The organism is Martinezella multihospitum (assembly GCF_900094585.1).
Classification (GTDB): domain Bacteria; phylum Pseudomonadota; class Alphaproteobacteria; order Rhizobiales; family Rhizobiaceae; genus Rhizobium; species Rhizobium multihospitium.
Window position 1 is genome coordinate 112,560 of sequence record NZ_FMAG01000007.1, and the last position, 23,452, is coordinate 136,011.

At 60.7% G+C, this 23,452-nt stretch carries 21 protein-coding genes and 1 riboswitch; of the genes, 16 read left to right on the forward strand and 5 right to left on the reverse strand.

From position 1 onward, the window contains the following. Window positions 1-793: 793 nt before the first annotated feature. Window positions 794-937, reverse strand: a complete 144-nt coding sequence (locus tag GA0061103_RS35140) for a hypothetical protein (protein WP_092716115.1) — start codon at window positions 935-937, stop codon at window positions 794-796. A gap of 234 nt (window positions 938-1,171) precedes the next feature. Here GA0061103_RS35140 and GA0061103_RS25525 point away from each other — a divergent pair, with 234 nt between their 5' ends. Continuing rightward, a complete protein-coding gene (locus GA0061103_RS25525; RefSeq protein ID WP_092716117.1) occupies window positions 1,172-2,626 on the forward strand; it encodes a cobyric acid synthase in 1,455 nt (484 codons plus the stop codon). Window positions 2,627-2,724: 98 nt separating this feature from the next. On the opposite strand, the gene GA0061103_RS25530 is transcribed toward GA0061103_RS25525, so the two are convergent. After that, entirely contained in the window at window positions 2,725-4,521 is a 1,797-nt protein-coding gene (locus GA0061103_RS25530) for a chloride channel protein (RefSeq protein ID WP_092716119.1), read from the reverse strand. A 180-nt stretch (window positions 4,522-4,701) separates the two neighbouring features. Next, a riboswitch (cobalamin riboswitch) is annotated at window positions 4,702-5,100 on the forward strand. A 141-nt stretch (window positions 5,101-5,241) separates the two neighbouring features. Here GA0061103_RS25530 and cobU point away from each other — a divergent pair. From cobU to cobO, 5 genes are all read left to right on the forward strand, one after another. After that, on the forward strand, window positions 5,242-5,766 hold the full coding sequence (gene cobU, locus GA0061103_RS25535; protein WP_092716120.1) for a bifunctional adenosylcobinamide kinase/adenosylcobinamide-phosphate guanylyltransferase: 525 nt from the start codon (window positions 5,242-5,244) through the stop codon (window positions 5,764-5,766). A 5-nt stretch (window positions 5,767-5,771) separates the two neighbouring features. Then, window positions 5,772-6,821 (forward strand): cobalamin biosynthesis protein CobW, encoded by a 1,050-nt coding sequence (gene cobW / locus GA0061103_RS25540; protein WP_092716122.1) that lies wholly within the window; start codon window positions 5,772-5,774, stop codon window positions 6,819-6,821. A gap of 243 nt (window positions 6,822-7,064) precedes the next feature. Further along, entirely contained in the window at window positions 7,065-11,045 is a 3,981-nt protein-coding gene (gene cobN, locus GA0061103_RS25545; RefSeq protein ID WP_092716124.1) for a cobaltochelatase subunit CobN, read from the forward strand. Continuing rightward, on the forward strand, window positions 11,042-11,641 hold the full coding sequence (locus tag GA0061103_RS25550; RefSeq protein WP_092716126.1) for a dimethylsulfonioproprionate lyase family protein: 600 nt from the start codon (window positions 11,042-11,044) through the stop codon (window positions 11,639-11,641). Before cobN ends, GA0061103_RS25550 begins: the two co-directional genes overlap by 4 nt. Next, window positions 11,638-12,282, forward strand: coding sequence for a cob(I)yrinic acid a,c-diamide adenosyltransferase (gene cobO / locus GA0061103_RS25555; RefSeq protein ID WP_092716128.1), 645 nt, complete (start codon window positions 11,638-11,640; stop codon window positions 12,280-12,282). The genes GA0061103_RS25550 and cobO overlap by 4 nt, the downstream gene beginning before the upstream one ends. 15 nt (window positions 12,283-12,297) lie before the next feature. On the opposite strand, the gene GA0061103_RS25560 is transcribed toward cobO, so the two are convergent. From GA0061103_RS25560 to GA0061103_RS25570, 3 genes are all read right to left on the reverse strand, one after another. After that, window positions 12,298-13,101, reverse strand: a complete 804-nt coding sequence (locus tag GA0061103_RS25560; protein WP_092716130.1) for a helix-turn-helix domain-containing protein — start codon at window positions 13,099-13,101, stop codon at window positions 12,298-12,300. Continuing rightward, a complete protein-coding gene (locus GA0061103_RS25565) occupies window positions 13,098-13,463 on the reverse strand; it encodes a nuclear transport factor 2 family protein (protein ID WP_092716132.1) in 366 nt (121 codons plus the stop codon). Before GA0061103_RS25565 ends, GA0061103_RS25560 begins: the two co-directional genes overlap by 4 nt. Before the next feature lie 101 nt (window positions 13,464-13,564). Continuing rightward, the gene (locus tag GA0061103_RS25570) at window positions 13,565-14,350 is read right to left on the reverse strand and encodes a TSUP family transporter (protein ID WP_092716134.1); all 786 of its coding nucleotides are present in this window, start codon (window positions 14,348-14,350) and stop codon (window positions 13,565-13,567) included. A gap of 147 nt (window positions 14,351-14,497) precedes the next feature. Between GA0061103_RS25570 and GA0061103_RS25575 the strand changes: the two genes are divergently transcribed. The 10 genes from GA0061103_RS25575 to GA0061103_RS25620 all read left to right on the forward strand — a co-directional run bounded on the left by GA0061103_RS25575 (window position 14,498) and on the right by GA0061103_RS25620 (window position 23,446). Then, entirely contained in the window at window positions 14,498-14,902 is a 405-nt protein-coding gene (locus GA0061103_RS25575; protein WP_092716135.1) for a cobalamin biosynthesis protein, read from the forward strand. 162 nt (window positions 14,903-15,064) lie between these two features. Continuing rightward, on the forward strand, window positions 15,065-16,024 hold the full coding sequence (locus GA0061103_RS25580; RefSeq protein ID WP_092716137.1) for a nucleoside hydrolase: 960 nt from the start codon (window positions 15,065-15,067) through the stop codon (window positions 16,022-16,024). A 289-nt stretch (window positions 16,025-16,313) separates the two neighbouring features. Continuing rightward, window positions 16,314-17,162: a uroporphyrinogen-III C-methyltransferase gene (gene cobA / locus GA0061103_RS25585; RefSeq protein WP_092716139.1), complete on the forward strand. Its 849-nt coding sequence runs from the start codon at window positions 16,314-16,316 to the stop codon at window positions 17,160-17,162. Then, a complete protein-coding gene (locus GA0061103_RS25590) occupies window positions 17,159-18,466 on the forward strand; it encodes a cobyrinic acid a,c-diamide synthase CobB (RefSeq protein WP_092716141.1) in 1,308 nt (435 codons plus the stop codon). The genes cobA and GA0061103_RS25590 overlap by 4 nt, the downstream gene beginning before the upstream one ends. After that, entirely contained in the window at window positions 18,463-19,482 is a 1,020-nt protein-coding gene (cobD, locus tag GA0061103_RS25595; RefSeq protein WP_092716142.1) for a threonine-phosphate decarboxylase CobD, read from the forward strand. Before GA0061103_RS25590 ends, cobD begins: the two co-directional genes overlap by 4 nt. A 90-nt stretch (window positions 19,483-19,572) precedes the next feature. Further along, window positions 19,573-20,553, forward strand: a complete 981-nt coding sequence (gene cbiB, locus GA0061103_RS25600) for an adenosylcobinamide-phosphate synthase CbiB (RefSeq protein ID WP_092716144.1) — start codon at window positions 19,573-19,575, stop codon at window positions 20,551-20,553. A gap of 118 nt (window positions 20,554-20,671) precedes the next feature. Continuing rightward, window positions 20,672-21,100, forward strand: a complete 429-nt coding sequence (locus GA0061103_RS25605; protein ID WP_092716146.1) for a L,D-transpeptidase — start codon at window positions 20,672-20,674, stop codon at window positions 21,098-21,100. 222 nt (window positions 21,101-21,322) lie between these two features. Further along, the gene (locus tag GA0061103_RS25610) at window positions 21,323-21,601 is read left to right on the forward strand and encodes an acyl carrier protein (RefSeq protein WP_069613139.1); all 279 of its coding nucleotides are present in this window, start codon (window positions 21,323-21,325) and stop codon (window positions 21,599-21,601) included. A 122-nt stretch (window positions 21,602-21,723) separates the two neighbouring features. Then, the gene (locus GA0061103_RS25615) at window positions 21,724-22,197 is read left to right on the forward strand and encodes a 3-hydroxyacyl-ACP dehydratase FabZ family protein (protein WP_092716150.1); all 474 of its coding nucleotides are present in this window, start codon (window positions 21,724-21,726) and stop codon (window positions 22,195-22,197) included. A gap of 43 nt (window positions 22,198-22,240) precedes the next feature. Then, entirely contained in the window at window positions 22,241-23,446 is a 1,206-nt protein-coding gene (locus GA0061103_RS25620) for a beta-ketoacyl-ACP synthase (protein WP_092716152.1), read from the forward strand. The last annotated feature ends 6 nt before the right edge of the window (window positions 23,447-23,452 follow it).

Sequence of the window (23,452 nt, forward strand, 5' to 3'; positions counted from 1 at the left end):
GTTACGTTGCGGAAATCGACTCCAAACGCGTTCGATTTCTGTCGATCCCCTGTCAGCGCGGTCCAATTGCAACCGTTCATACGCCGCTGACGACGCCCGTACGGTCCCCTTTGCTGCCGTCGTGCATTTGGTCTTTTTGCGACCGCGGAACTCTGTCGCGGCCGGGCATTCTGTGCATCGACAAAGGGCAGCGTAAGGATTTGAATGAAGAAATCAACAGCCCGTCGGCCAATCGCAGTTATCGTGCCTCTTGGAGAAGCTCAATTAAGCGCCTGAATTAGCCTGTTTTCTGCTATTCGTGGCTGCAAAACGATCATTGCATGGCTTCCATGAAGCTATGCCGTCGGGGCGGAGTTAAATACCGCTCAAATATCGCGTCCCTGAAAGACGTTTTGTATTCCATTTGCGTCGTTTGCGATTTCTCAACGCAAAGAGGAAAATTTTCAAAAAATTTTCGGATTCACTCTAATTTAAGCACTTAATAACCCTCCGGTAACGATGTCGGTTTATCAATCGATGCGTGGCGGGGGACATACCGCTGCTTCCCTGGATCAGGTATTGCGTACCGGGGAAAGCGAACCTTGTGGTGTATGTGCAGGGAAGCCGGCGTTTTTGGCAAACCGCGTTGATCTTAGGATCGCGCGGTTTTCGCGCTTTAGAGGGTGCCGTTATGAGACAGTTTGATGTACGGGAAGCGGCAGCCCATTCTGATCCCGATAACGATCAAAAATAAAGCCGCCGATGCTGTCGCATGGCGGCTTCTCACGTGTCGGGTTAGCGGCTTGACGCGCTATCAGCCGACATTATAGGTCCGGATGAAGCCGATCGTGCCGAAGCGCGTGTCGAGTTGCTGCAGGCGGCTCTCCGGGCGGCGAACCGGAAGCTTGCCATTCCAGGCGATCTGAATGGAATTCTGTCTGTTGAAGATGAAGAGCATTGGGGTATCCTCCGACCGGACCGGCCGGTTGCGTTGTGTGTTTTCGCGATGGAGATAATCCTCTTCCGCGTAACTCACAATGGATGAAATCGTCATCCAATGTCGCAAACAGAGCATGTTTGAAGGTGATGCATTTTTGTATCGTGTTCGCTCTTTCCGGCCGCTGGAGATCGCGGCAGAATCAAGGCGGAATCTAGCGTTTTCAGTGGCTGTGGCGTATCGAGGTGGTGGGGAATGACAAGAGCGATCATGCTACAGGGAACCGGCTCCGATGTCGGAAAAACGGTATTGGTCGCGGGACTGTGCCGGCTGTTCGCAAACAGGGGCGTGAGGGTGCGCCCGTTCAAGCCACAGAACATGTCGAACAACGCCGCTGTTGCGGAGGATGGCGGTGAGATCGGGCGCGCGCAGTGGCTGCAGTCGCTGGCGGCGCGCGTTCCCTCATCCGTGCACATGAATCCGGTGCTGTTGAAGCCACAATCGGAAACCGGCAGCCAGATCATCGTTCAGGGCAAGGTCTGGGGCCATGCCAAGGGCAGGGACTATCAGGCGCTCAAGCCACAGCTGCTTGGTGCCGTACTCGAAAGCTTTGCCACGATGCGGGCAGGAACCGATCTCGTCATTGTCGAGGGAGCGGGTTCGCCCGCCGAGATCAATCTTCGACGCGGCGATATCGCCAATATGGGCTTTGCGACACGCGCCAACGTCCCCGTCGTGCTGGTTGGCGACATAGACCGCGGCGGCGTGATCGCGTCACTGGTCGGCACATATCATATATTGCCGGAGGAAGACCGGCGGATGATCCGCGGTTATCTGATCAACAAGTTTCGCGGAGATGTCTCGTTGTTCGGTGAGGGCATAGAGGCGATTGGCGGCTTCACCGGCTGGCAATGCCATGGTGTCGTGCCGTGGCTGAAGGCGGCGGCGCGTCTGCCGGCCGAGGATTCTGTCGTATTGGAGCGACTTGCTCGAGGCTCCTCCGGTGCGCTCAAGGTCGCCGTACCGGTGCTGTCGCGCATTGCCAATTTCGACGACCTCGATCCGCTGCGGGCCGAACCCGATGTCGATCTGGTCTTCGTTCGCGCCGGAGAGCGTTTGCCTGCCGATGCGGGGCTTGTGGTGTTGCCTGGCTCCAAGTCTACGATTGGTGACCTCCTCGATCTGCGCGAGCAGGGGTGGGATCGCGATATTGCCGCCCATGTGCGCCGCGGCGGGCGTGTCATCGGCATTTGCGGCGGCTATCAGATGCTCGGCCATACCGTCTACGATCCGCTCGGTATCGAGGGATCGGTGACCGAGACGCCCGGATTGGGCCTTTTGGATATCGAGACGGAAATGGCGCCGGAAAAGACAGTGCGCAACAGTCTTGCGGTCTCGAAAGAGTATGATGTGCCGCTGTCCGGTTATGAAATCCATCTTGGCGTGACGCGGGGGCCGGACTGCGAGCGGCCATCGACAATGATCGACGGGCGGCCAGATGGCGCCGTATCGCCGGATGGTCGCGTCATGGGTACTTATTTGCACGGGCTCTTCGGCAGCGACGCGTATCGAGCAAAGCTGCTGGCAAGCTTTGGTCTTGCCGGCGAGCGCATGAATTATCGCGCCAGCGTCGATGCGGCGCTGGACGAAGTTGCGGCAGAGCTGGAAAGCGTACTTGATCCTGCTTGGCTCGACAGCCTTGTGCGCTAGCGCGGTTCAGCTTTCACGGAATCTCTGACCCGCTCTGGCTCTCTATTTCCCAGCAATCCCGGACGGAAAACCGCTGCGCACTTTTCCTGGAACTGCTCTTAGAGCTCTCCAGACACTTCCCGCCGGCGGCGATCGAGTTCTTCACTGTAGCGACGCAGCGTGTAGCTTTCCGTCAGCAGGCCGATGACCTTGCGTTCGATCAGATCGTTGACCACGACGAGCGCTTCGCTCTTCGTCTGGTCGAACATGGCGGCGGCCTGCTTGGCGTTCATCTGCGGTTGCAGGAACTCGTTGCGCAGCCGGATGAAATCGGCAAGCCCGTGCTCCTCGTCGTCCTTTTCGATCGGACTCGCATAGATATCGGGCACGAGAACCATTCCGGAATATTTCTCGTTCTTGTCGATCAGGATGACGCGCTGGGCCGAGCCGATCGGAAAATTCTTGCGGAATTCCTCGATGCTCATGTCGATGCTGCCGGTATGTACATCGGGGCGCATCATGCGGGCAACGGTAAGATTGCGGATCCAGCCGACGTCGTGAGCGCTGCGGATGCTTTCGCCGCGCAGGTGGAAGCGCCATGTGGCGAAGGAGTAGCCGAAGGTGGTGCGCACCACCAGTGACGAGGTGATGACGGCGGCGAGAACCAGAGCGGTGATCGGGAAGTCGCCGGTGATTTCCAGAGCCAGAAAGGTCATGGTCAGCGGGCCGCCGATGATGGCAACGGCAAGCGAGCTCATGCCGACCACGGCATAGACGACTGGCGTCAGCGTGGCGTGATCGAAATAGGGCGCGCAATAGGCGAAGATCTTGCCGAGCAGCGCGCCCATGAACAGCGAGGCGAAGAAGAGGCCGCCTCTGAAACCGGAGCCGATCGATATTGCCGAGGCGAGCGATTTCAGCAGGAATAGACCCACCAAGGCGCCCAGCGTCACGTCCGTAGACAGATTGAGATGCAGCGCACCATGGCCGGCCGAAAGGACCTGCGGCGAGATCAGCGCCAATGTTCCGACAACAAGGCCGCCGAGCGCAGGCCGGAAAGGCGGTGCGATGGAACTCTTGCGTGCCAGTTCCTCGACCCAGGCGACGCCCTGCATGATCAGGATGCCGATGCCCGCGCAGAAGGCGCCGAGCAGGATGGCGGGAAGATAGTCTGCCGGGACGATCGCGCCGAAATGATCGATATCGATGGCGAAGTCATCACCGGCAAGCAGTCTTGCTATCATCGTCGATATCAGTGCCGAGACGACGACGGGCGTCAGGGTCAGGATCGAATAACTGCCGATGATCAGCTCGAAGGCGTAGAAAGCACCGGTGAGTGGCGCATTGAATGCGGCGGCGATGGCACCTGCCGCGCCGCAGCCGACGAGCATGCGCAGGTCCGCGCGGCGCATCTGCATCTTGTAGCCGAATTTGGAGGCAATGCCGGCGGCGAGCTGCGTGTAACCTGCTTCAAGCCCGACAGACGCGCCGAATCCATTTGAGATCAGGTTCTGCACGGCGACGATGATGCTGTCGGTGAGCGACATGCGGCCGCCATGCAGCGCATTGGCTTCAATCGGGTCGACCATCGGCTTTTTGCGCGTGCGCGACAATATATAAAGGAGAATGCCGAGAATGATGCCGCCGGCGATCGGCGCGATGAACAACACCGATTTGTCGGGGATCGCCATTGCCGCCGAACTCAAGCGTTCGTAGTCGGTTATGCCGTAGATGACGCTGTGAAGCTTGCGCGAGATATAGCTCATCGCGGTCACGGCGCAGCCGGACGCTATTCCCACCAGCGCGCCGGCAAAAACAAGTCCCAGCTCGCCACGACGCAGCAATGCCCTGAAGCGACCGAGATCGAATAAGGCCGAGAAGACGCCGAGGCGTCGCGGTTGGAATTTCTGCAACATGGGAAGCGGACGATACGTTTTTGCTCGAATGTGAGGGCTTACCCTCTATAAACTCCTAACATCAAAGAAATACGGCAAAAAAGCCGCTGGTTTTATGGGAATTTTCGACTGATTTCGCAATCAGGATGGCGCAGGTCGCATCCATGCCCTTGATTGACTTGAACTAAGTGAAAGCCTAATCATTGCGGCATAACGAATGGTTCCCGAGCGGCGATCCGCCGCATGGGATGAAAAGGGAATGTGACGGGACGGACCCAATTCGGGCGTTCTCATCACAGCCGACCCCGCGACTGTAGAGCGGTCAGGGTCTTTCATTCGGTTTGAAGCCTATTTTGTCGATGGTTCGCGTGGGGCGAACGGGGCGGGGCAGGCGCAAATCGAAAAAGCCACTGGCGTGGCATCATGATCAACCGGGGCTGGACGCCTCTCATTCTACGAATCGTCCGCCTTTTCATGATGGGTTGCCGGGAAGGCGAGAAAGACCCGCTGGCGCACGATCGGGGGCGACCGGTTTCGGTCTGCCCCCGTCGCGGCGCCTTATCCGCGAGCCAGGAGACCTGCCATGCGTGCCGGGCACAGAGCCTGTTTTGGGACGCGAGTTCCGCTGCCAGCACGGAGGTTGTCATGGCGCAACATGAGTTTTCGGCGTGTAGGCGCCCGTTTCCCGGTTTCAGCTGCGTGCTGCCGAACCTCGTTTTCGTGCGGGAGCGGCAATAGCTGATGTCTTCTTCGACCTCCCGGTCCGTTTTCGTCCTCGGCGGGGCGCGCTCCGGCAAATCCAGATTCGCCGAATCCCTGACTTTGGACATAGGCCTCGAGCGTCACTATGTGGCGACGGGGCAGGCGTGGGATGACGAGATGCGCGAACGCATAGCCCAGCATCGTGCCGATCGTGGCGATCTATGGCAGACGCATGAGGAGCCGCTGGATCTCGTTGGGCAGCTTGCCGCGATCGACGCCGAGGGGCGCGCTGTGCTTGTCGACTGCCTGACGCTCTGGGTGACCAATCTGATGATGGCGGAGCGTGACATGGCGGCGGAATTTGCCGCTCTTACTGCCTTTCTATCAACTGCGCGATCAAGGCTTGTCCTCGTCTCCAACGAGGTGGGTTTGGGAATCGTGCCCGAAAATCGCATGGCGCGCGAATTTCGTGATCATGCCGGCCGCTTGCACCAGATGGTCGCGGCGGCGAGTGCCGAAGTTTATTTTATCGCAGCGGGCCTGCCGCTGAAAATGAAGGGTTGATCCATATGAACCAGGAAAAGATTCCCGCCACCGTCATCACCGGCTTTCTCGGAGCCGGCAAGACGACGATGATCCGCAACCTCCTGCAGAATGCTGGCGGCAAGAAGATCGCGCTCATCATCAACGAATTCGGCGATCTCGGCGTCGACGGCGACGTGCTGAAGGGCTGCGGCGCCGAGAACTGCACCGAAGACGACATCATCGAGTTGACCAATGGCTGCATCTGCTGCACCGTTGCCGATGATTTCATCCCCACGATGACGAAGCTTCTGGAGCGCGATGCGCGTCCGGATCATATCGTCATCGAAACCTCTGGTCTCGCTCTGCCGCAGCCGCTGGTCGCCGCCTTCAACTGGCCCGATATCCGCACGCATGTCACCGTCGATGGCGTCATCACCGTCGTCGACAGCGCCGCCGTTGCTGCTGGCCGCTTCGCCGACGATCACGACGCGGTCGAAGCCGCCCGCGTCGAGGATGACTCGCTCGATCACGAAAGCCCGATCGAGGAATTATTCGAGGATCAGCTGACCTGCGCCGATCTGATCGTGCTCAACAAGACCGACCTCATCGACGTCGACGGTCTCGGCCGCGTGCGCGCGGAGGTCGCCTCGCGTACCGCCCGCAAGCCGACGATCATTGAGGCGAAGAACGGCGACGTGCCGGCCGTCGTCCTGCTCGGCCTCGGCATCGGCACGGAAGACGATATTGTCAACCGCAAATCCCATCATGAATTGGAGCATGAAGACGGCACCCCGCACGACCACGACGAGTTCGACAGCTTCGTCGTCGAACTCGGCCCGATCGCCGACCCGGCCGCCTTCGTCGACGCGCTGAAGGGCGTGATCGCGGAGCATGACGTGCTGCGCCTCAAGGGTTTCGTCGATGTGCCCGGCAAGCCCATGCGCCTGCAGGTGCAGGCCGTCGGCAGCCGCATCGACACCTATTTCGATCGCGCCTGGGCGTCTGGCGAAGCCCGTGCGACCCGGCTTGTGGTGATCGGCCTGCACGAAATGGACGAGACGATCGTTCGCAAGGCGATCGAAGCGCTGGTTTGATCCGATGTCCCGTTTTTGCCGTGCGATACCCCCCTCTGTCACTGTCGTGACATCTCCCCCACAAGGGGGGAGATCGGTAATTTGCGGCTATGACATCGCCAAACAATTGATATTGGGACTTGCAGACGCTCTGATTTGTTGGCGTGGCGAGATGTGGCCCAAGGTGATCTCCCCCCTTGTGGGGGAGATGTCACGAAGGTCCGAAGGACGAGGGGGGTATGCCGCCGCATACTCTGAAGCCTAATGCATCTCCTCCTGGCACAAAAGGGAACGATCAGCGACGGTGAGGAGGCAATCGACCTCGGCCAGTCGCCGGCGGATATCCTCTTTCTGTCTGCTGCCGACACCGAGCTTGCGGCGATTGCCGCGGCCCACGGCGAGGGCGGCCTTTCCCTTCGACTTGCAAGCCTGATGAGCCTCAAGCATCCGATGTCGGTCGACACCTATATCGACAGAACGGCGCGGCATGCGAAGCTCATCATCGTGCGGGCGCTGGGAGGGGCGAGCTACTTCCATTATGCGCTGGAGGCGCTGCATACCTGTGCGGCGCGCCAGGGTGCCTTGATCGCCGTGCTCCCGGGGGATTCGAAACCCGACCCTGGGCTGACACCGTTCTCCAACGTCGCGCTCGATGATCTCAATGCGCTCTGGTCCTATCTGATCGAGGGCGGAGAGGCGAATTCGCGGGCGTTTCTTGGCTATGCCGAGGCGATGCTCTCGGGCTCCGAGAAGCCTGTGCCTGCCGTGCCCTTGATGAAGGCCGGCATCTGGTGGCCGGGTCGAGGCGTGATCGGCGTCGAGGAGTGGCGGAGACTTTCCAATTTGGGGAGTGCGGTCCGGGAGGGACTCGAACCCCCTACCGTCGCGATTTCCTTCTACCGCGCTCTCGTCCAGAGCGGCGAAACCAAACCCGTTGAAGCCATGATAGAGGCGCTCATTGCCGAAGGCATGAGGCCGCTGCCGGTCTTTGCCTATAGTCTCAAGGATGCCGTGTCTGTCGGCATTCTCGAAAGCGTCTTTACCGAGCTGAAGCCGGGCGTGGTCGTCAATGCGACGGGCTTTGCCGTTTCGGCGCCGGGCGCGGATCGTCAGGCGACGGTGCTGGAAACGGGCGACGCCGTCGTTCTGCAAGCCATCTTCTCGGCGTCGTCGAAGGAAGCCTGGGAGGCATCTTCTCAGGGGCTTTCGGCGCGCGATCTCGGCATGAACGTGGCTTTGCCCGAGGTCGACGGACGTGTTCTTGCCCGTGCCGTATCCTTCAAGGCTGCGGCTCGTTACGACGAGCGGGTCGAGGCCAATATCGTCGCCAGCGAACCGCTGGATGATCGCATGCGTTATACGGCACGGCTCGCTGCCAATTGGGCGCGGCTGCGCAATACGTCGCCTGTCGATCGCCGCGTCGCGCTGGTTATGGCGAACTATCCTAACCGCGATGGGCGCCTCGGCAATGGCGTTGGGCTTGATACGCCGGCCGGCACTATCGAGGTATTGAAGGCGATGCGGTCGGCCGGCTATGGCGTTGCCGATGTGCCCGCCGATGGCGATGCGCTGATGCGGCATCTGGCGGAAGGCCCGACAAATTCGGGGCATGATGGCCGCGTTGTTCGCGAGAGGCTTTCCTTCAGCGACTACAAGGATTTCTTCTCGTCGCTCCCCAGGCAGATTCAGGATGAGATTACGGCGCGCTGGGGCGAGCCGGAAGCGGACCCCTACGCGCTCGATAACGGCTTTGCCCTGCCATTCGCCCGTTTCGGCGATGTGCTCGTCGGCATTCAGCCGGCACGCGGCTACAACATCGATCCGAAGGAGAGCTACCACTCTCCCGATCTCGTGCCGCCGCATGGCTATCTCGCCTTCTACGCCTTCCTGCGCCGCTCCTTCGATGCGCATGCGGTCATCCACATGGGGAAGCACGGCAATCTCGAGTGGTTGCCGGGCAAGGCGCTGGCGCTATCGGAAACCTGCTATCCCGAAGCGATCCTCGGGCCGTTGCCGAACCTCTATCCCTTCATCGTCAACGATCCCGGCGAGGGCACGCAGGCCAAGCGCCGCACGAGCGCCGTCATCATCGACCATCTGACGCCGCCGCTGACGCGCGCTGAAAGCTATGGTCCGCTGAAGGATCTCGAGGCGCTGGTCGATGAATATTACGAGGCGTCTGGCGGCGATCCTCGCCGTATCCGTCTGCTGCGCAAGCAGATCCTAGATCTCGTCGCCGATATCGGGCTGGATCAGGATGCCGGCATCGCCAAGGGCGAGGGCGAAGACGAGGCCTTGCGCAAGCTTGATGCCTATCTCTGCGACCTCAAGGAGATGCAGATCCGCGACGGCTTGCACATTTTCGGCGTTTCGCCCTCCGGACGGCTGCTGACGGATTTGACGGTGGCGCTGGCAAGGGTGCCGCGCGGGCTGGGCGAGGGGGGCGATCAGAGCCTGCAGCGGGCGATTGCGCGGGATGCTTTTGTGGAGGTGGAGGGTGCGATACCCCCCTCTGTCGCTTTCGCGACATCTCCCCCACAAGGGGGGAGATCGTTAACCCGTGGTGCTCCATCGCCTCAAATGACTGTCGAATCCGCAGATGCGGTTGGGAATGAGACGGGTGAGCAAAGCGGCGCACTCCAACCAATCTCCCCCCTTGTGGGGGAGATGTCAGCGAAGCTGACAGAGGGGGGTAACTCCCCAAGCAAACCATTTGACCCCTTGGATTGCGACATGGCCGCCGAGTGGATCGGCCAACGCCCCCTTATTCTCCAAGATATCTCGGACGCCCCCTGGCGCACCCAAGGTGACACTGTGGAGCGCATCGAACTCCTGGCCGCGAAACTGGTAGACGGTGAGATAGCCTGCCCGGAGAACTGGCCGAACACCCGCATGGTTCTCGGCGAGATTGCCTCAAAGCTCCAGCCTTCCATCCTCGCTTGCGGCGACGCCGAGATCGCGGCTTTGCTCAAAGGCCTCGACGGCCGCTTCGTTCCGCCCGGCCCCTCCGGCGCCCCCACCCGTGGCCGGCCGGATGTGCTGCCGACAGGGCGGAATTTCTATTCCGTCGATAGCCGCGCCGTGCCGACGCCGGCCGCCTACGAGCTTGGCAAGAAATCTGCCGAATTGCTCGTCCGCCGCTATGTTCAGGATCACGGCGAATGGCCCGTTTCCTTTGGTCTGACCGCCTGGGGCACCTCGAACATGCGCACGGGTGGCGATGATGTCGCGCAGGCGCTGGCGCTGATCGGCGTCAAGCCGATCTGGGATATGACCTCACGCCGCGTCACCGGCTACGAGATCATCGCGCCGGCCATACTCCGGCGGCCGCGTGTCGATGTCACGCTCCGCATCTCCGGCTTTTTCCGCGACGCTTTTCCGGAACAGATCGCCTTGTTCGACAAGGCCATCCGCGCGGTCGGCATGCTTGATGAGGATGCGGCGGATAATCCGATTGCGGCGCGCATGCGTGGCGAGATCGCGCGGTTGGAAGCAGCCGGCCTCGACGCTGCCTCCGCCAGCCGCCGCGCCGGCTATCGCATCTTTGGCTCCAAGCCCGGAGCCTATGGCGCCGGTCTGCAGGCACTGATCGACGAGAAGGGATGGGAGCGTCGCGCCGATCTCGCCGAAGCCTATCTCGTCTGGGGCAGCTATGCCTATGGCGCCGGCGAAGAGGGCAGAGCCGAGCGCGGTGTCTTCGAGGAGCGGTTGCGCTCGATCCAGGCGATCGTACAGAACCAGGACAATCGCGAGCACGATCTGCTCGACAGCGACGATTATTATCAATTCGAAGGCGGCATGGCGGCAGCGGCCGAGCAGCTCGGCGGGGCACGCCCTTCGATCTATCACAACGATCATTCGCGGCCGGAAAAGCCTGTGATCCGCTCGCTTGAAGAAGAGATCGGTCGCGTCGTGCGCGGGCGCGTCGTCAATCCCAAGTGGATCGAGGGCATCATCCGCCACGGCTACAAGGGCGCGTTCGAGATTGCCGCAACGGTGGACTATCTCTTTGCCTTCGCAGCGACGACGGGTGCGGTGCGCAATCATCATTTCGAGGCCGTCTATCAGGCCTTTGTCGTCGATCAGCGCGTACGCGATTTCATGGCAGAAAAGAACCCGGCCGCGTTGCGGGAGATGCGGGAGCGTCTGCTCGAGGCGATCGATCGCCAGCTCTGGACGCCGAGAAGCAATTCGGCACGCTTCGATCTGGAAAGCCTGGACAAGGGCAGGGATGCCGCGGAATGAGTGTAATCGACGAGCTTCTGGTTGGTTTTCGGGATTATCTGCAGTCGCGCAGCGACCTACTGCTGCGGCACTTCATGGAAGGCTTCGACTGGCCGACGCAACAGCGCTCGCTTGCGCCGCACGACTTGCCTGTCGTCAATTATCTTCGAAAGCATGATCGGCCAGGCGACAGCGCGGAAGGCATGCTGTTCGACAGGCTCTTTCAAGCAGCCGATAAGCTGCATTGGGCGCAGACTTATAACATCACTGACTTCGGCGCGGATTTTCTCGAGAGATACGGATGGGTCGAGCTGTTCGGCACGCGCGGACATTTCGCAAGCGAGGAGATGGCCGGTGGCTTCCTGTTGCTTGGCCCAGGCGTGCATTATCCGGATCATCATCATGAGGCGGAGGAGATCTATATCCCTCTGACCGACGGCTCGCTCTGGAGCAAGGATGCCCAGCCATTCCTGCCGCGCTGGTCCGGCGAGATCATCCATCACCCCTCGAACATCCGCCATGCCATGCGCACGGAAGATAGGCCGCTTGTGGCGCTGTACCTCTGGCGCGGCGGGCCGCTGGCACAGAAATCGATCATATCAGGGAGAATGCAATGAGCGACGAATTGGCGGAAACCGGCGCGGATGCACCGAAGAGCGACGATGCTCGTCACGCCGACAAGATGGCCAAGAAAAAGGCCGCGCGCGACAAGATCATGGCGACCAAAAACGATGAGAAGGGTCTGATCATCGTCCATACCGGCAAGGGCAAGGGAAAGTCCTCTTCCGCCTTCGGCATGATCTTTCGCCACATCGCCCATGGGAAACCGAGCGCCGTTGTGCAGTTCATCAAGGGCGCCATGTGGACCGGTGAGCGTGACCTGATCGAGAAGCATTTCTCCGACCTCTGCCAGTTCCACACGATGGGCGAAGGCTTCACCTGGGAGACGCAGGACCGTGCCCGTGACGTTGCGGCGGCGTCTGCTGCCTGGGAAAAGGCCAAGGAGCTGATCCGCGACGAGCGCAATTCAATGGTGCTGCTGGACGAGATCAACATCGCGCTGCGTTACGATTATCTCGACATCAAGGAAGTGATCGAATTCCTGAAGGCCGAAAAACCCCACATGACCCATGTCGTCCTGACGGGTCGTAATGCTAAGGAAGAGCTGATCGAGATTGCCGACCTCGTCACTGAGATGGAACTGATCAAGCATCCTTTCCGCTCGGGTATCAAGGGGCAGCCCGGCGTGGAATTTTGATCGCTGGCCGGGCGTTCAACCGCCCGGCAGCATCGCCTTCAGCGCTTCCGCCGTTTCCTGATTTGCGGGAAAGAAGGATTCGATCGCAAGTTCCGACAAAGTGACATCGACGGGCGTGCCGAAGACGGTCGTGGTGGCCAGAAAAGACAGATGTCCCGCCTCGGTGATAAGCTCGAGTGGCACGGCGATACCAGCAAAATCCCGTTCTGGAGCCGTCGACTTCGGTGGCGCTGGTGCGGGATAGGCAGACAGTTCCGCAAGCAGCTTGGTGAGCACGGGATCGCCGGTTGCCGATATTTGCTGGCGCAGGCGTTCCAGCAGATGCGCACGCCATTCGGAGAGGTTGGCGATCCGGGGCGCCAGACCATGCGGATGCAGGCTCAGCCGCAGGACATTGATCGGCCCATCGGTCAGCGAGGCATCGGTCACGCCGGCAAGCAGCGGAACCACGGCGGCATTGGCGGCGATCAGCGTCCAGTGCCGGTCGACCGCTAGTGCCGGGAAGGGCTCGTGCCCTTTCAGCAGCATGTCGATCGCGCGTCGGGCCGGCGCGAGTGCCGGGTCATCCAGCTTGCGCTCGGGAAAGACCGGCGCAAATCCGGCGGCCAGAAGCATCGGGTTGCGTTCGCGCAAGGGGACGCCGAGGCGCTCAGCGAGATGCATCAGCATCTCGCGGCTTGGAAGCGCCCGCCCGCTCTCGATGAAGCTCAGATGTCGTTGCGATATATCGGCTTCAAGGGCGAATTCGAGCTGGCTCAGGCGGCGGCGCTGCCGCCATTCGCGCAGGTGGTCGCCGAGAGAGCGGGCCGGGTTCATCATGCGGCAGCCGGCAGCTGGTCGATGAAGCCGTGAACGGACTTCAGCTGGTCGCCTTCGAGGATGGCGAAGTCCGTACCCTTGATCAGCGGCTCGGCGTCGGCCGGGCCGAAACCCCAGGAGAAGCGCAGGTTGTCGCCGTGGCGATCGCCGTTTGTGATGAGCGTAAAGCGAAAGCCGGGGAAGCGCTCGTGCGCCGCCGTGACCAGTGCGTGGATCTGCTCGCGATTATCTGCTCGCATCATCGGGTCGACATAGCTGCAGTTTTCCGTCCATGCCTCGGCAATGAGCGCACGTCGGCGGTCGGTATTGGCTTCGTTCCAGATGGCGATATAGCGGTCTGCAATAGTGTTCGCGTCAGTCATCGGTCAACTCCTTTGGATCGCCTGAACCGTTCAGGCAGGGCGATCATCGGCGCGTACCGAAGCACTATCAATTACGTCGGAGGTAATCAAAGGCGCGTTTCTTATAGCCCGAGCCAGATCCTGACGGGATGGGTGGGATCGGCCAGCAGCTTGACCGCAAAAGCGATGCAGACGATGACGAGCAGCGGCTTGATCAGTTTCGCGCCGATGCGCATGGCAAGCCGCGAGCCGACCTGGGCGCCGAGGAACTGGCCGAAGCCCATGACGATGCCGACTTTCCAAAGGATGGCGCCGGAGAAGATGAAGACGATCAGACCGCCGAGGTTAGACCCGAAATTGAGCAGCTTCGTGTGCGCCGTCGCCTTCAATAGGCCGAAGCCGGCGAGGGTGACGAAGGCGAGCATCAGGAACGAACCGGTTCCGGGTCCGAATGCGCCGTCATAAAAGCCGATCAGCGGTACGAGCGTCACACCGAACAAGCCTGCGCTCATGCGCCGATGCTTTTCGACGTCGCCTAGATTTGGTTTCAGGGCGAAGTAGAGTGCAATCGCGATCAGCAGGAAGGGCAGGATGATGCGTAGGACCTGGCTTGGCATGATGGTCGCCAGCATTGCGCCGAGCATGCCGCCGATGACGGCCATGGCAGCCATCGGGAGTTGCTCGCCGAGCTTGACGTGTCCTTGCCGGGCATAGGCGATCGTTGCCGAGGCCGCGCCGCAGATGGACTGCACCTTGTTCGTGCCAAGGGTTTGCAGCGGCGGAATACCAGCCAGCAGCATGGCAGGCACGGTGACCAACCCGCCGCCGCCGGCAATGGAATCGACAAAACCGGCGAAGAATGCGGCGGCGAAGAGCAAGAGCAGGAGCTGAAATGTGATGTCTGGCAAGGCGGGAACTCTGAGGCGGGAATGAGACGGCCTTCTGGCATTTCGATCGCGCCAAGGCAATTGCCTGCGGGACACAGCGAGCGAATTTGACGGCTTGGGAAGGGATAGTTACACCTGAAATATCGGTTGATGTTGTTGGGGGTGAATATGACAACCTATGCCAATTCCACTCGCCGCTATCTTCTGGGACTCGGCTGTGAGCGTGGCACGGACTGGAACGACGTGCGGATGCTTGCGGAAAGAGCATTTGAGGAGGCCGGGATCGGAAGCGAGCAGGTTCTTGCCATCGTGTCGATCGATGCGCGCATGAACGAGCCGGCAATACTGGAAACTGCAACGCATTTTCGCCTTCCGGTACGCTTCTTCAAGGCCGCGGCATTGGAACGGGAGACACCCAGGCTGAAGAACCCGTCCGAGATCGTCTTCGCCCAGGTCGGCTGCCATGGCGTCGCCGAGGCTGCAGCATTGGCCGCCGCCGGCCCGGATTCGGAGCTCGTGCTGCCCAAGATCAAGTCCAGCTTTGCCACGGCGGCGATCGCCATGATCGTCTGAGCAGTGAATTCACCACGCAAATCTCACAAATGATCCGTGGGGCATCGTGGTGGCATTCCGCCACCGGCAGTTCTCGTGTATGCCGATAGGTCAAGCGCGATCTCCGACGGGAGGAAGTTTCCGGAAGATCAAGCTTACTCAGTATGTTGGTAAGGAAAAATCATGCAAAAGGTCATTTATGATACGGATCCGGGCGTCGATGACGCCATGGCGCTTCTCTTTCTGCATCGTCACCCGGATATCGACCTTATCGGCGTGACGACGGTTTTCGGCAACGCCTCTGTCGACACGACGACCCGCAACGCGCTGTTCCTGAAGCGCGAGTGGAATATTCCGTGCCCGGTTGCGCGCGGCGCCAGTGTCACTTTTGATCCCTCGCGGCCGGAACGGCCGTGGCCGGCGGTCGTTCACGGCCACAATGGCCTCGGCGACATCGACGTGCCTGAAACGATCGATCTGCCGACCGATCCGCGCCCGGCCTATCAATTCATCATCGACACCGTCCGCGCCAATCCAGGCGAGGTGACCCTGGTCGCCGTCGGCCGCATGACCAACCTCGCCCTGGCGCTGAAGCACGATCCCGAAATTGCTTCGCTCGTGAAGGGCGTCGTCATCATGGGCGGCAATTTCTACGTGCCGGGCAATGTCACGCCAGTTTCCGAAGCCAATATTCATGGTGATCCGGAAGCGGCCGATTTCATCATGAAGGCGGCCTGGAAGGTGGTCGTGGTCGGTCTCGACGTGACCTCGGTGACGACCATGAGCCGCAGCTACCTCGCCGACATGGCGAAGGCCGGCGGCCCGTCCGTGCAGCTGCTGGCCGATCTCTCGCAGTCCTATATCGATTTCTACAAGCATGCGGTTGAAGACGGCATGATGGTTCACGACAGCTGCGCCTGCGTCTATGTCGTGGCGCCCGAGCTGTTCGACACGATCGAGGGCTCGATCCGCGTCGTCTGCGGTGGTATTGCCGATGGCCAGACGATCATCAAACAGGATGGGTGCCGCTTCCCGCCGGGCGATTGGGATAATCTGCCGAGCCAGATCGCCTGCACCGGTATTCGGTCTGAGCAGGTTCTCGACCTGATCCGCGACGTGATTCTGGGCAAGGTGAAGCACTGAGCCCAGTGAAAGGGGGCGACAGCGCCCCCCTTCACAATTCGCTGAAGACCATTCTCCAGGCCCGTAAAGAGCCTATTTGAGTGTCCGCGTATATCGAGCCCGGAACGCTGCGTGATCGATCGGCGTGTTTTTCGTGTCCTGTCGTCGTTGGAAAAGCCCATAGCGTGCTGTCGCTCATGCCGAGGGGCTACGTGACGTAATGTCTGCAACGGGAGCGGTGTCGAACCGAGATCGCCTTATCCCGTTCTCAACATTGCAATTTCGCCCATCCGGGCATAGGACACATGAGATGAACGATAGCGCCTTTTCCAATCTGCCGGCCCTGGAGCCGGGGTCCGTCTGGCTCGTCGGCGCCGGGCCGGGCGATCCGGGGCTTTTGACCCTGCTGGCCGCCAAGGGATTGGCCGAGGCTGACATCATCGTGCATGATGCGCTTGTGAATGAAGATTGTCTCAAGCTCGCCAGATCGGGCGCGGTGCTGGAATATGCCGGCAAGCGCGGCGGCAAGCCGTCGGCCAGGCAGCGGGATATTTCGCTGCGGCTGGTGGAGTTGGCGCGGGCCGGCAAGCGTGTCCTGCGTTTGAAGGGCGGTGATCCCTTCGTTTTCGGGCGCGGCGGCGAAGAGGCGCTGATGCTAGTCCAGCACGGCATTCCCTTTCGCATTGTGCCGGGGATCACGGCCGGGATCGGCGGCTTGGCCTATGCCGGCATTCCCGTGACCCATCGCGACGTCAACCATGCCGTCACCTTCCTGACCGGCCATGATTCCTCCGGCGTCGTACCGGATGCGATCGATTGGGAGGCGATCAGCAAGGGATCGCCCGTCATCGTCATGTATATGGCGATGAAGCACATCGCTCAGATCAGCGCCAATCTCATCGCTGCCGGCCGTTCGGCGGACGAACCCGTTGCCTTCGTCTGCAATGCGGCGACATCCTCGCAGCAGGTTTTGGAGACGACGCTCGGGCGGGCGCCTGGCGATGTCGAAGCCTCGGGCCTCGAGCCGCCCGCCATCGTCGTCGTCGGCGAGGTGGTGAAATTGCGGCCGTCGCTCGATTGGCTGGGCGCGCTTTCTGGCCGCACACTGTTGCCGGCGGCCGAAAGGCCGGGGGAAAGCGAACGCAAGGTGTCGGCATGAGCGGCCTTCTGATCGCGGCACCCTCGTCAGGCTCCGGCAAGACCACATTCACGCTTGGTCTGCTGCGGGCCCTCAGAAACAAGGGTGTTGCGGTCGCATCCGGCAAGGCCGGGCCGGACTACATCGATCCCGCCTTTCACGCCGCAGCGGTCGGATCGCCTTGTCTCAACTTCGATCCCTGGGCGATGCGCGCCGAACTCATCTCCGCCAACTCCGCGCTCCATCGCGCCGGCGGACGGATGCTCGTCATCGAGGGGATGATGGGCCTGTTTGATGGTGCCGCCGACGGTACGGGCACGCCGGCCGATCTTGCAGCCTTGCTTGGCCTGTCCGTCGTGCTTGTCGTCGACTGCTCGCGCATGTCGCAATCGGTAGCGGCCGTCGTTACAGGTTTTGCCAATTTTCGCGCCGATATCCGCATTGCCGGCGTCGTCCTCAATCGTGTCGCCAGCGACAGGCACGAGAAGATGCTGCGCCAGGCGCTGAATGCGGTGCGCATGCCCGTTGTCGCCGTTATCCGTAACGATGACGGCCTGGCGCTACCGGAAAGGCATCTCGGTCTGGTGCAGGCGGGAGAGCATGGGGCATTGGAGCAATTTATCGAGGCGGCTGCCGAGGTGGTGTCGAAAGCCTGCGATTTCGAACTGCTCTTACGGGCGGCACAGCGCCATCTCGTTCGCACGTCAGCGGCCAATATTGCGCGGCTTATGCCGTTCGGCCAGCGCATTGTCGTGGCGCGGGATATCGCTTTCGCCTTCTGCTACGAACACATGCTGCTCGGCTGGAAGCGTCGTGGCGCTGAAATATCCTTCTTTTCTCCACTTGCGGACGAAGCGCCGTCGGCCGATGCCGATGCCGTCTATCTGCCAGGCGGCTATCCGGAATTGCACGCCGGAAAGCTTGCCGCTGCCCAGCGGTTTCAAGAGGGCGTAAAGACTGCTGCGACGCGCGGTGCGCGCATCTATGGCGAGTGCGGTGGATATATGGTGCTTGGCGAGGGGCTTGTGGATGTGGCTGGCATCCGCCATCAGATGCTCGGCCTTCTGCCCGTCGTCACCAGCTATGAGAAGCGCGAGCGTCATCTCGGCTATCGGCACGTGATGCCGCTTGCCGGTTCCTTTTTCGCCAAACCGATGACGGCGCATGAGTTTCATTATTCAACCATCGTATCGGAAGGCAAGGCGGACCGTCTGTTTGCGGTGAGGGATGCGCTTAACGTCGATCTCGGTGCCGCCGGTCTGCAGCGTGGCAATGTTGCCGGCTCTTACATGCATCTGATCGATCTCGCCGGTGACGCAGCATGACCAGCAAGATCGCCCATGGCGGCGGCATCACGGCTGCAGCACGCCAATATGGCGGGCGCCCGGAGGAATGGCTGGATCTATCGACCGGCATCAATCCCAATCCAGTGACATTGCCGGAAATCCCGGCTGCAGCATGGCACAGGCTACCCGACCAGCACCTGCAGGAGCGGGCGCGGGAAGCGGCGAGGGGCTACTATCGCAGCGGCGATATCCTGCCCTTGCCGGTTCCAGGCACGCAATCGGTCATTCAATTGCTTCCGAGGTTCGTGTCCGGCGGCAGCGTCGCGATCTTCTCGCCGACCTATGGCGAATATGCGCGCGCCTTCACGCTTGCCGGCCTGCGGGTCCATCAGGTTTCGACGGCTGCCGAGCTTACCGCCGACGACAGGCTGGTCGTTGTCGTCAATCCGAACAATCCGGACGGGCGGATGCTGTCCGTCGAGCAGTTGCTAGACTTGCACGACAGGCTACGAAGCCGAGGAGGGATCCTTCTCGTCGATGAGGCCTTCGGCGATATGGAGCCGGCGGCGAGCATGGCGCCTTTTGCCGCCTCGATGCCGAACCTCGTCCTCTTCCGTTCCTTTGGAAAGTTTTTCGGTCTGGCCGGTCTTCGGCTCGGGTTCGTGATTGCCGAGGCCGCGATCCTGACCCGTTTCGAGGATTGGCTCGGCCCTTGGGCGGTTTCCGGGCCGGCTCTTTCGATCGCCGCGTCGCTCATGGAAGGCGACACAGGCGCCATCCGAAACCGTATTCTTCATCGGCATTCTGCGCTGCAGGCGGTTCTTCGCCGCTCGAAGCTGCATGTCGCAGGAGGCACCGCCCTGTTTGCACTGGTTGCGGACGACCGCGCCGAGGGCATATATACGCATCTCTGCCGCCATCATATTCTGGTCCGCAAGTTCGATTATGCGCGCAATTGGCTGCGCTTCGGGCTGGCCCGGGATGAGGAGGCAGACCAAAGACTCGCCGGGGTACTAGAGTCGGATGATTTTAGGTCTGTTCGATCTAAAATCTGAATCCGCTCTAGAATCAAAGAAGTAGAGCATGATGTCGTCCGAAAGCCGCTCAAACACTTTTCGGCATCATGCTCTAGAGGATTATTCGACATGACCGCCGACGAACATTTGCTCATTCTGGTCCTTGCCTTGCTGCTAGACCGCATCGTCGGCGATCCCGACTGGCTGTGGCAGCGCTTTCCGCATCCGGTCGTGCTGTTCGGCAAGGCGATTTCATCCTTCGACCAGCGGTTCAATGCAAAGCACTTGCCCGGCGTGCTTCGCCGCCGCAACGGGGTCATGTCGATCGTCGCGCTGCTCATGGGCGCTGCCATCGCTGGCTGGGCCGTTCATGGGCTTCTGGCCTTCTTCGGCTGGCTCGGCATCTTGGTCGAGGCGGGGCTCGTGGCGGTTTTCATGGCGCAGAAAAGTCTTGCCGATCATGTCGGAGAGGTATCGCGGGCATTGCGTTCCGATGGTCTCGAAGGTGGACGTCTTGCGGTATCGCGCATTGTCGGCCGCGATCCGGAGACGCTGGATGAGCCGGGTATCTGTCGTGCGGCCATCGAAAGCCTTGCCGAGAACTTTTCCGACGGCGTCGTCGCACCGGCCCTTTGGTACGGTGTTTTCGGGCTGCCGGGCCTCTTCTTCTACAAGATGCTCAACACCGCCGATTCGATGATCGGCCACAAATCCGAGACCTATGTCGATTTTGGCCGCGCTGCTGCGCGCCTCGACGATATCGCAAACTGGCCGGCCGCGCGCCTGTCCATCCTGTTGATCGCCGTCGGTGCTTTGGTGAAGCGGGGAATCTCGGCACTTGGGAATGCGATCCGCATTGCGGTGCGGGATGGTGGGCTGCACCGTTCGCCCAACTCCGGCAGGCCGGAAGCAGCCATGGCAGGTGCGCTCGATATCCAGCTTGCAGGTCCGCGAATCTATGGCGGTGAGCTCGTGCGCGAGCCGATGATCAATGGCGCTGGCCGCGATACTGCCACGGTCAACGACATCGAAGCCGGCATTTCCATATTCTATTCCGCCTGTACGATGCTGACGCTTCTCGCTTTCCTGGGTTTCTTGCTGCTCTTGTGAGCGTCTCTGAATTAAGCAATCGCTCACTATATGTATTAATTTGGTATAATCAGCATAGCGATAGACTCTCCCATCGTCTGAATTGCTTCATAAGGAAGCAAACAGTCGGAGGGGCAAGATGAAACGTATCGCGTTCGCAGTAACGGCATGTCTGTGCATGCAATTCCACACCGTTTCGGCCCATGCCGGGACTGTTCTTGCAGTGGTCGATCTTCGATCGCAAACAATGACCGTTTCGGAGGATGGGGCTCTGAAGTATCGCTGGCGAGTGTCGACGGCGCGCAGGGGGTATGTGACGCCGACAGGCTCCTACACGGCCAAATGGCTGTCCAGGGATCATCGCTCGAAGAAATATGACGATGCGCCGATGCCTTACGCCGTGTTCTTCAATGGCGGCTATGCCATTCACGGCACCTATGAGGTGAGGCAGCTCGGACGGCCAGCATCGCATGGCTGCGTGCGGCTTGATACCCGCAATGCTGCCACCTTCTTTGCGATGACATCGGACGCGGGGCTTCATAATACGCGCATCGTCATCAGCGAGTGATCTTTCGCGAGGGGATAACGCTTCGTCCTTGCGGTTTGGCCGTAATGCTGCCGCATCTCGCGGTCATGTCGCCATAATTCTGCAATTGTGACGCGACTGTCATTTTGCTGTTTGCGCAACAGTGCTTCGCCAAATTGCCGTGGCTTCCATTGGAAACCATTGGCTTTTGGAATGGATTTCCCTATGAGGGGGATTGAATTATTATTTCAAGAGGTATGGGCAGTGACTGCTACATTTGACAAAGTTGCCGACATTATCGCTGAAACCAGCGAAATCGACCGTGACACCATCACCCCGGATAGCCACACGATCGACGACCTCGGCATCGACAGCCTGGACTTCCTGGATATCGTCTTCGCGATCGACAAGGAATTCGGCATCAAGATCCCGCTCGAGCAGTGGACGCAGGAAGTCAACGAAGGCAAGGTCTCGACCGAAGAATACTTCGTGCTGAAGAATCTCTGTGCCAAGATCGACGAGTTGCGCGCCGCCAAGGGCTGAGCGACATCCTTGCATTTTTTTGACGCCCAGCCGCCTTTGAATATGGCGGCCGGGCGGTTTCATTCTTAAATAGCGTATCCCGCCCGGAGCATCCTCGTTGCCGGGTTGGATCGGAGGCGTTGATGCTACTGGAATATTTCCAGATGATCGACAGGGTCGAGTCCGTCGACCTGTCCAAGGGCCTGTTGAAGGCGCATTCGGTGGTTCCGGCGAAGAGCACGGTCTTTGAAGGCCATTTCCCGGGCATGCCGCTCGTTCCCGGCGTTCTCCTCATCGAAACCATGGCTCAGGCTTCGGGCATGCTCGTGCTTGCGGCGACGAAGTTCGCCTATATGCCATTCCTGATGTCGGTCGATGGTGCCAAGATGCGGACCTTCGTCGAGCCGGAAGCCGAACTTGATATCGAAGCCGATCTGGAACATGAGGGCTCGGGCTTTGCCGTAACCAAGGCGCGGATCACCATTGCTGGAAAGAAGGTTTGCGATGCGCAGTTGAAGCTGCGCACCATGCCGTTTAATGAGGTGCCGCTCGGCGATATCGTGCGCAAGCGGGCAGGCGAGGTCGGACTTCTCGACGCCATCGCCGCCAACGGTTGATGCTGCCGGCTTGTTCGGCGCCGCATTCGAAGAGGATTGATGAATGAGCAAGGCTCAGAATGATGTGGTGATCACAGGTATCGGCATCGTCACCTGCCAGGGTGTGGGCAAGGATGCGCATGTGGCCCTGCTGACCGCGGGCAAGGCACCGCCGACCATTGTCGAAACCGAGAAGTTCAAGCCCTATCCCGTGCATCCGCTGCCCGAGATCGACTGGTCGCAGCAGATTCCGAAGCGCGGCGATCAGCGTCAGATGGAAAACTGGCAGCGCATCGGCGTCTTCACCGCCGGCCTGGCGCTCGACGATGCCGGCTTCAAGGATGATCTCGAAGCCTGCGGCACGATGGACATGATCGTCGCGGCGGGCGGCGGCGAACGCGATACCAATGTCGATACGCTGATCGTCAACGAGGGTCTGAAGCGCAACGACCGCGAGCTGCTCCTGAACGAGAAGCTGACGACCGAACTGCGGCCGACCCTGTTCCTGGCGCAGCTTTCGAACCTGCTTGCCGGCAACATCTCGATCGTCCACAAGGTCACAGGTTCGTCGCGCACCTTCATGGGCGAGGAAGCCTCCGGCATTTCCGCTGTCGAGACCGCTTTCCATCGCATCAAGTCGGGCGAATCGAGCCATGCCCTGGTGGGCGGCGCTTTTTCCGCCGAAAGACTGGACATGATCCTGCTGATCGAAGCGGTCAATGCCCATGTCCGGGGCGAATGGCAGCCCATCTGGTCGCGCAAGCCGGAAGATGGCGGCGGCATGATCATGGGATCGCTCAGCGCCTTCCTCGTTCTTGAATCGCGTGCCCATGCCGAAGGCCGAGGCGCCCATATCTATGCGACCATCGATGCGGTCGAGGGCGATCGCGGCAGGCGCGACGACGGCAAGTTCGAAGCGCGGCTGGAGCGCATGCTCGCGCCTGCCAAGCCGACAGCCGGCGATGCGACGGTGGTTTTTTCAGGCACGACGGCAATCCCCGATCTGGCGAAGCGCGAAAAGGCGGTGCTTGAGGCACAGCTTCCGGGCTCGGCCATCCGCGCCTATTCCGGCGTTTCCGGCCATGGGCTGGAAAGCCAATTCCCGCTCGGGCTCGCCTTCGCGGCATTGGCCGTCGCCAACCAGGCCAAGGTGCCGCAGTTCGATGCCGCGCATGAACAGCCGATGGTGACGGGTGCCCGCAAGGCCGTGGTCACCACCGTCGGCCATGCGCGCGGCGAAGGCATCGCCGTACTTTCCGCTGAAGCGTGAGGAACA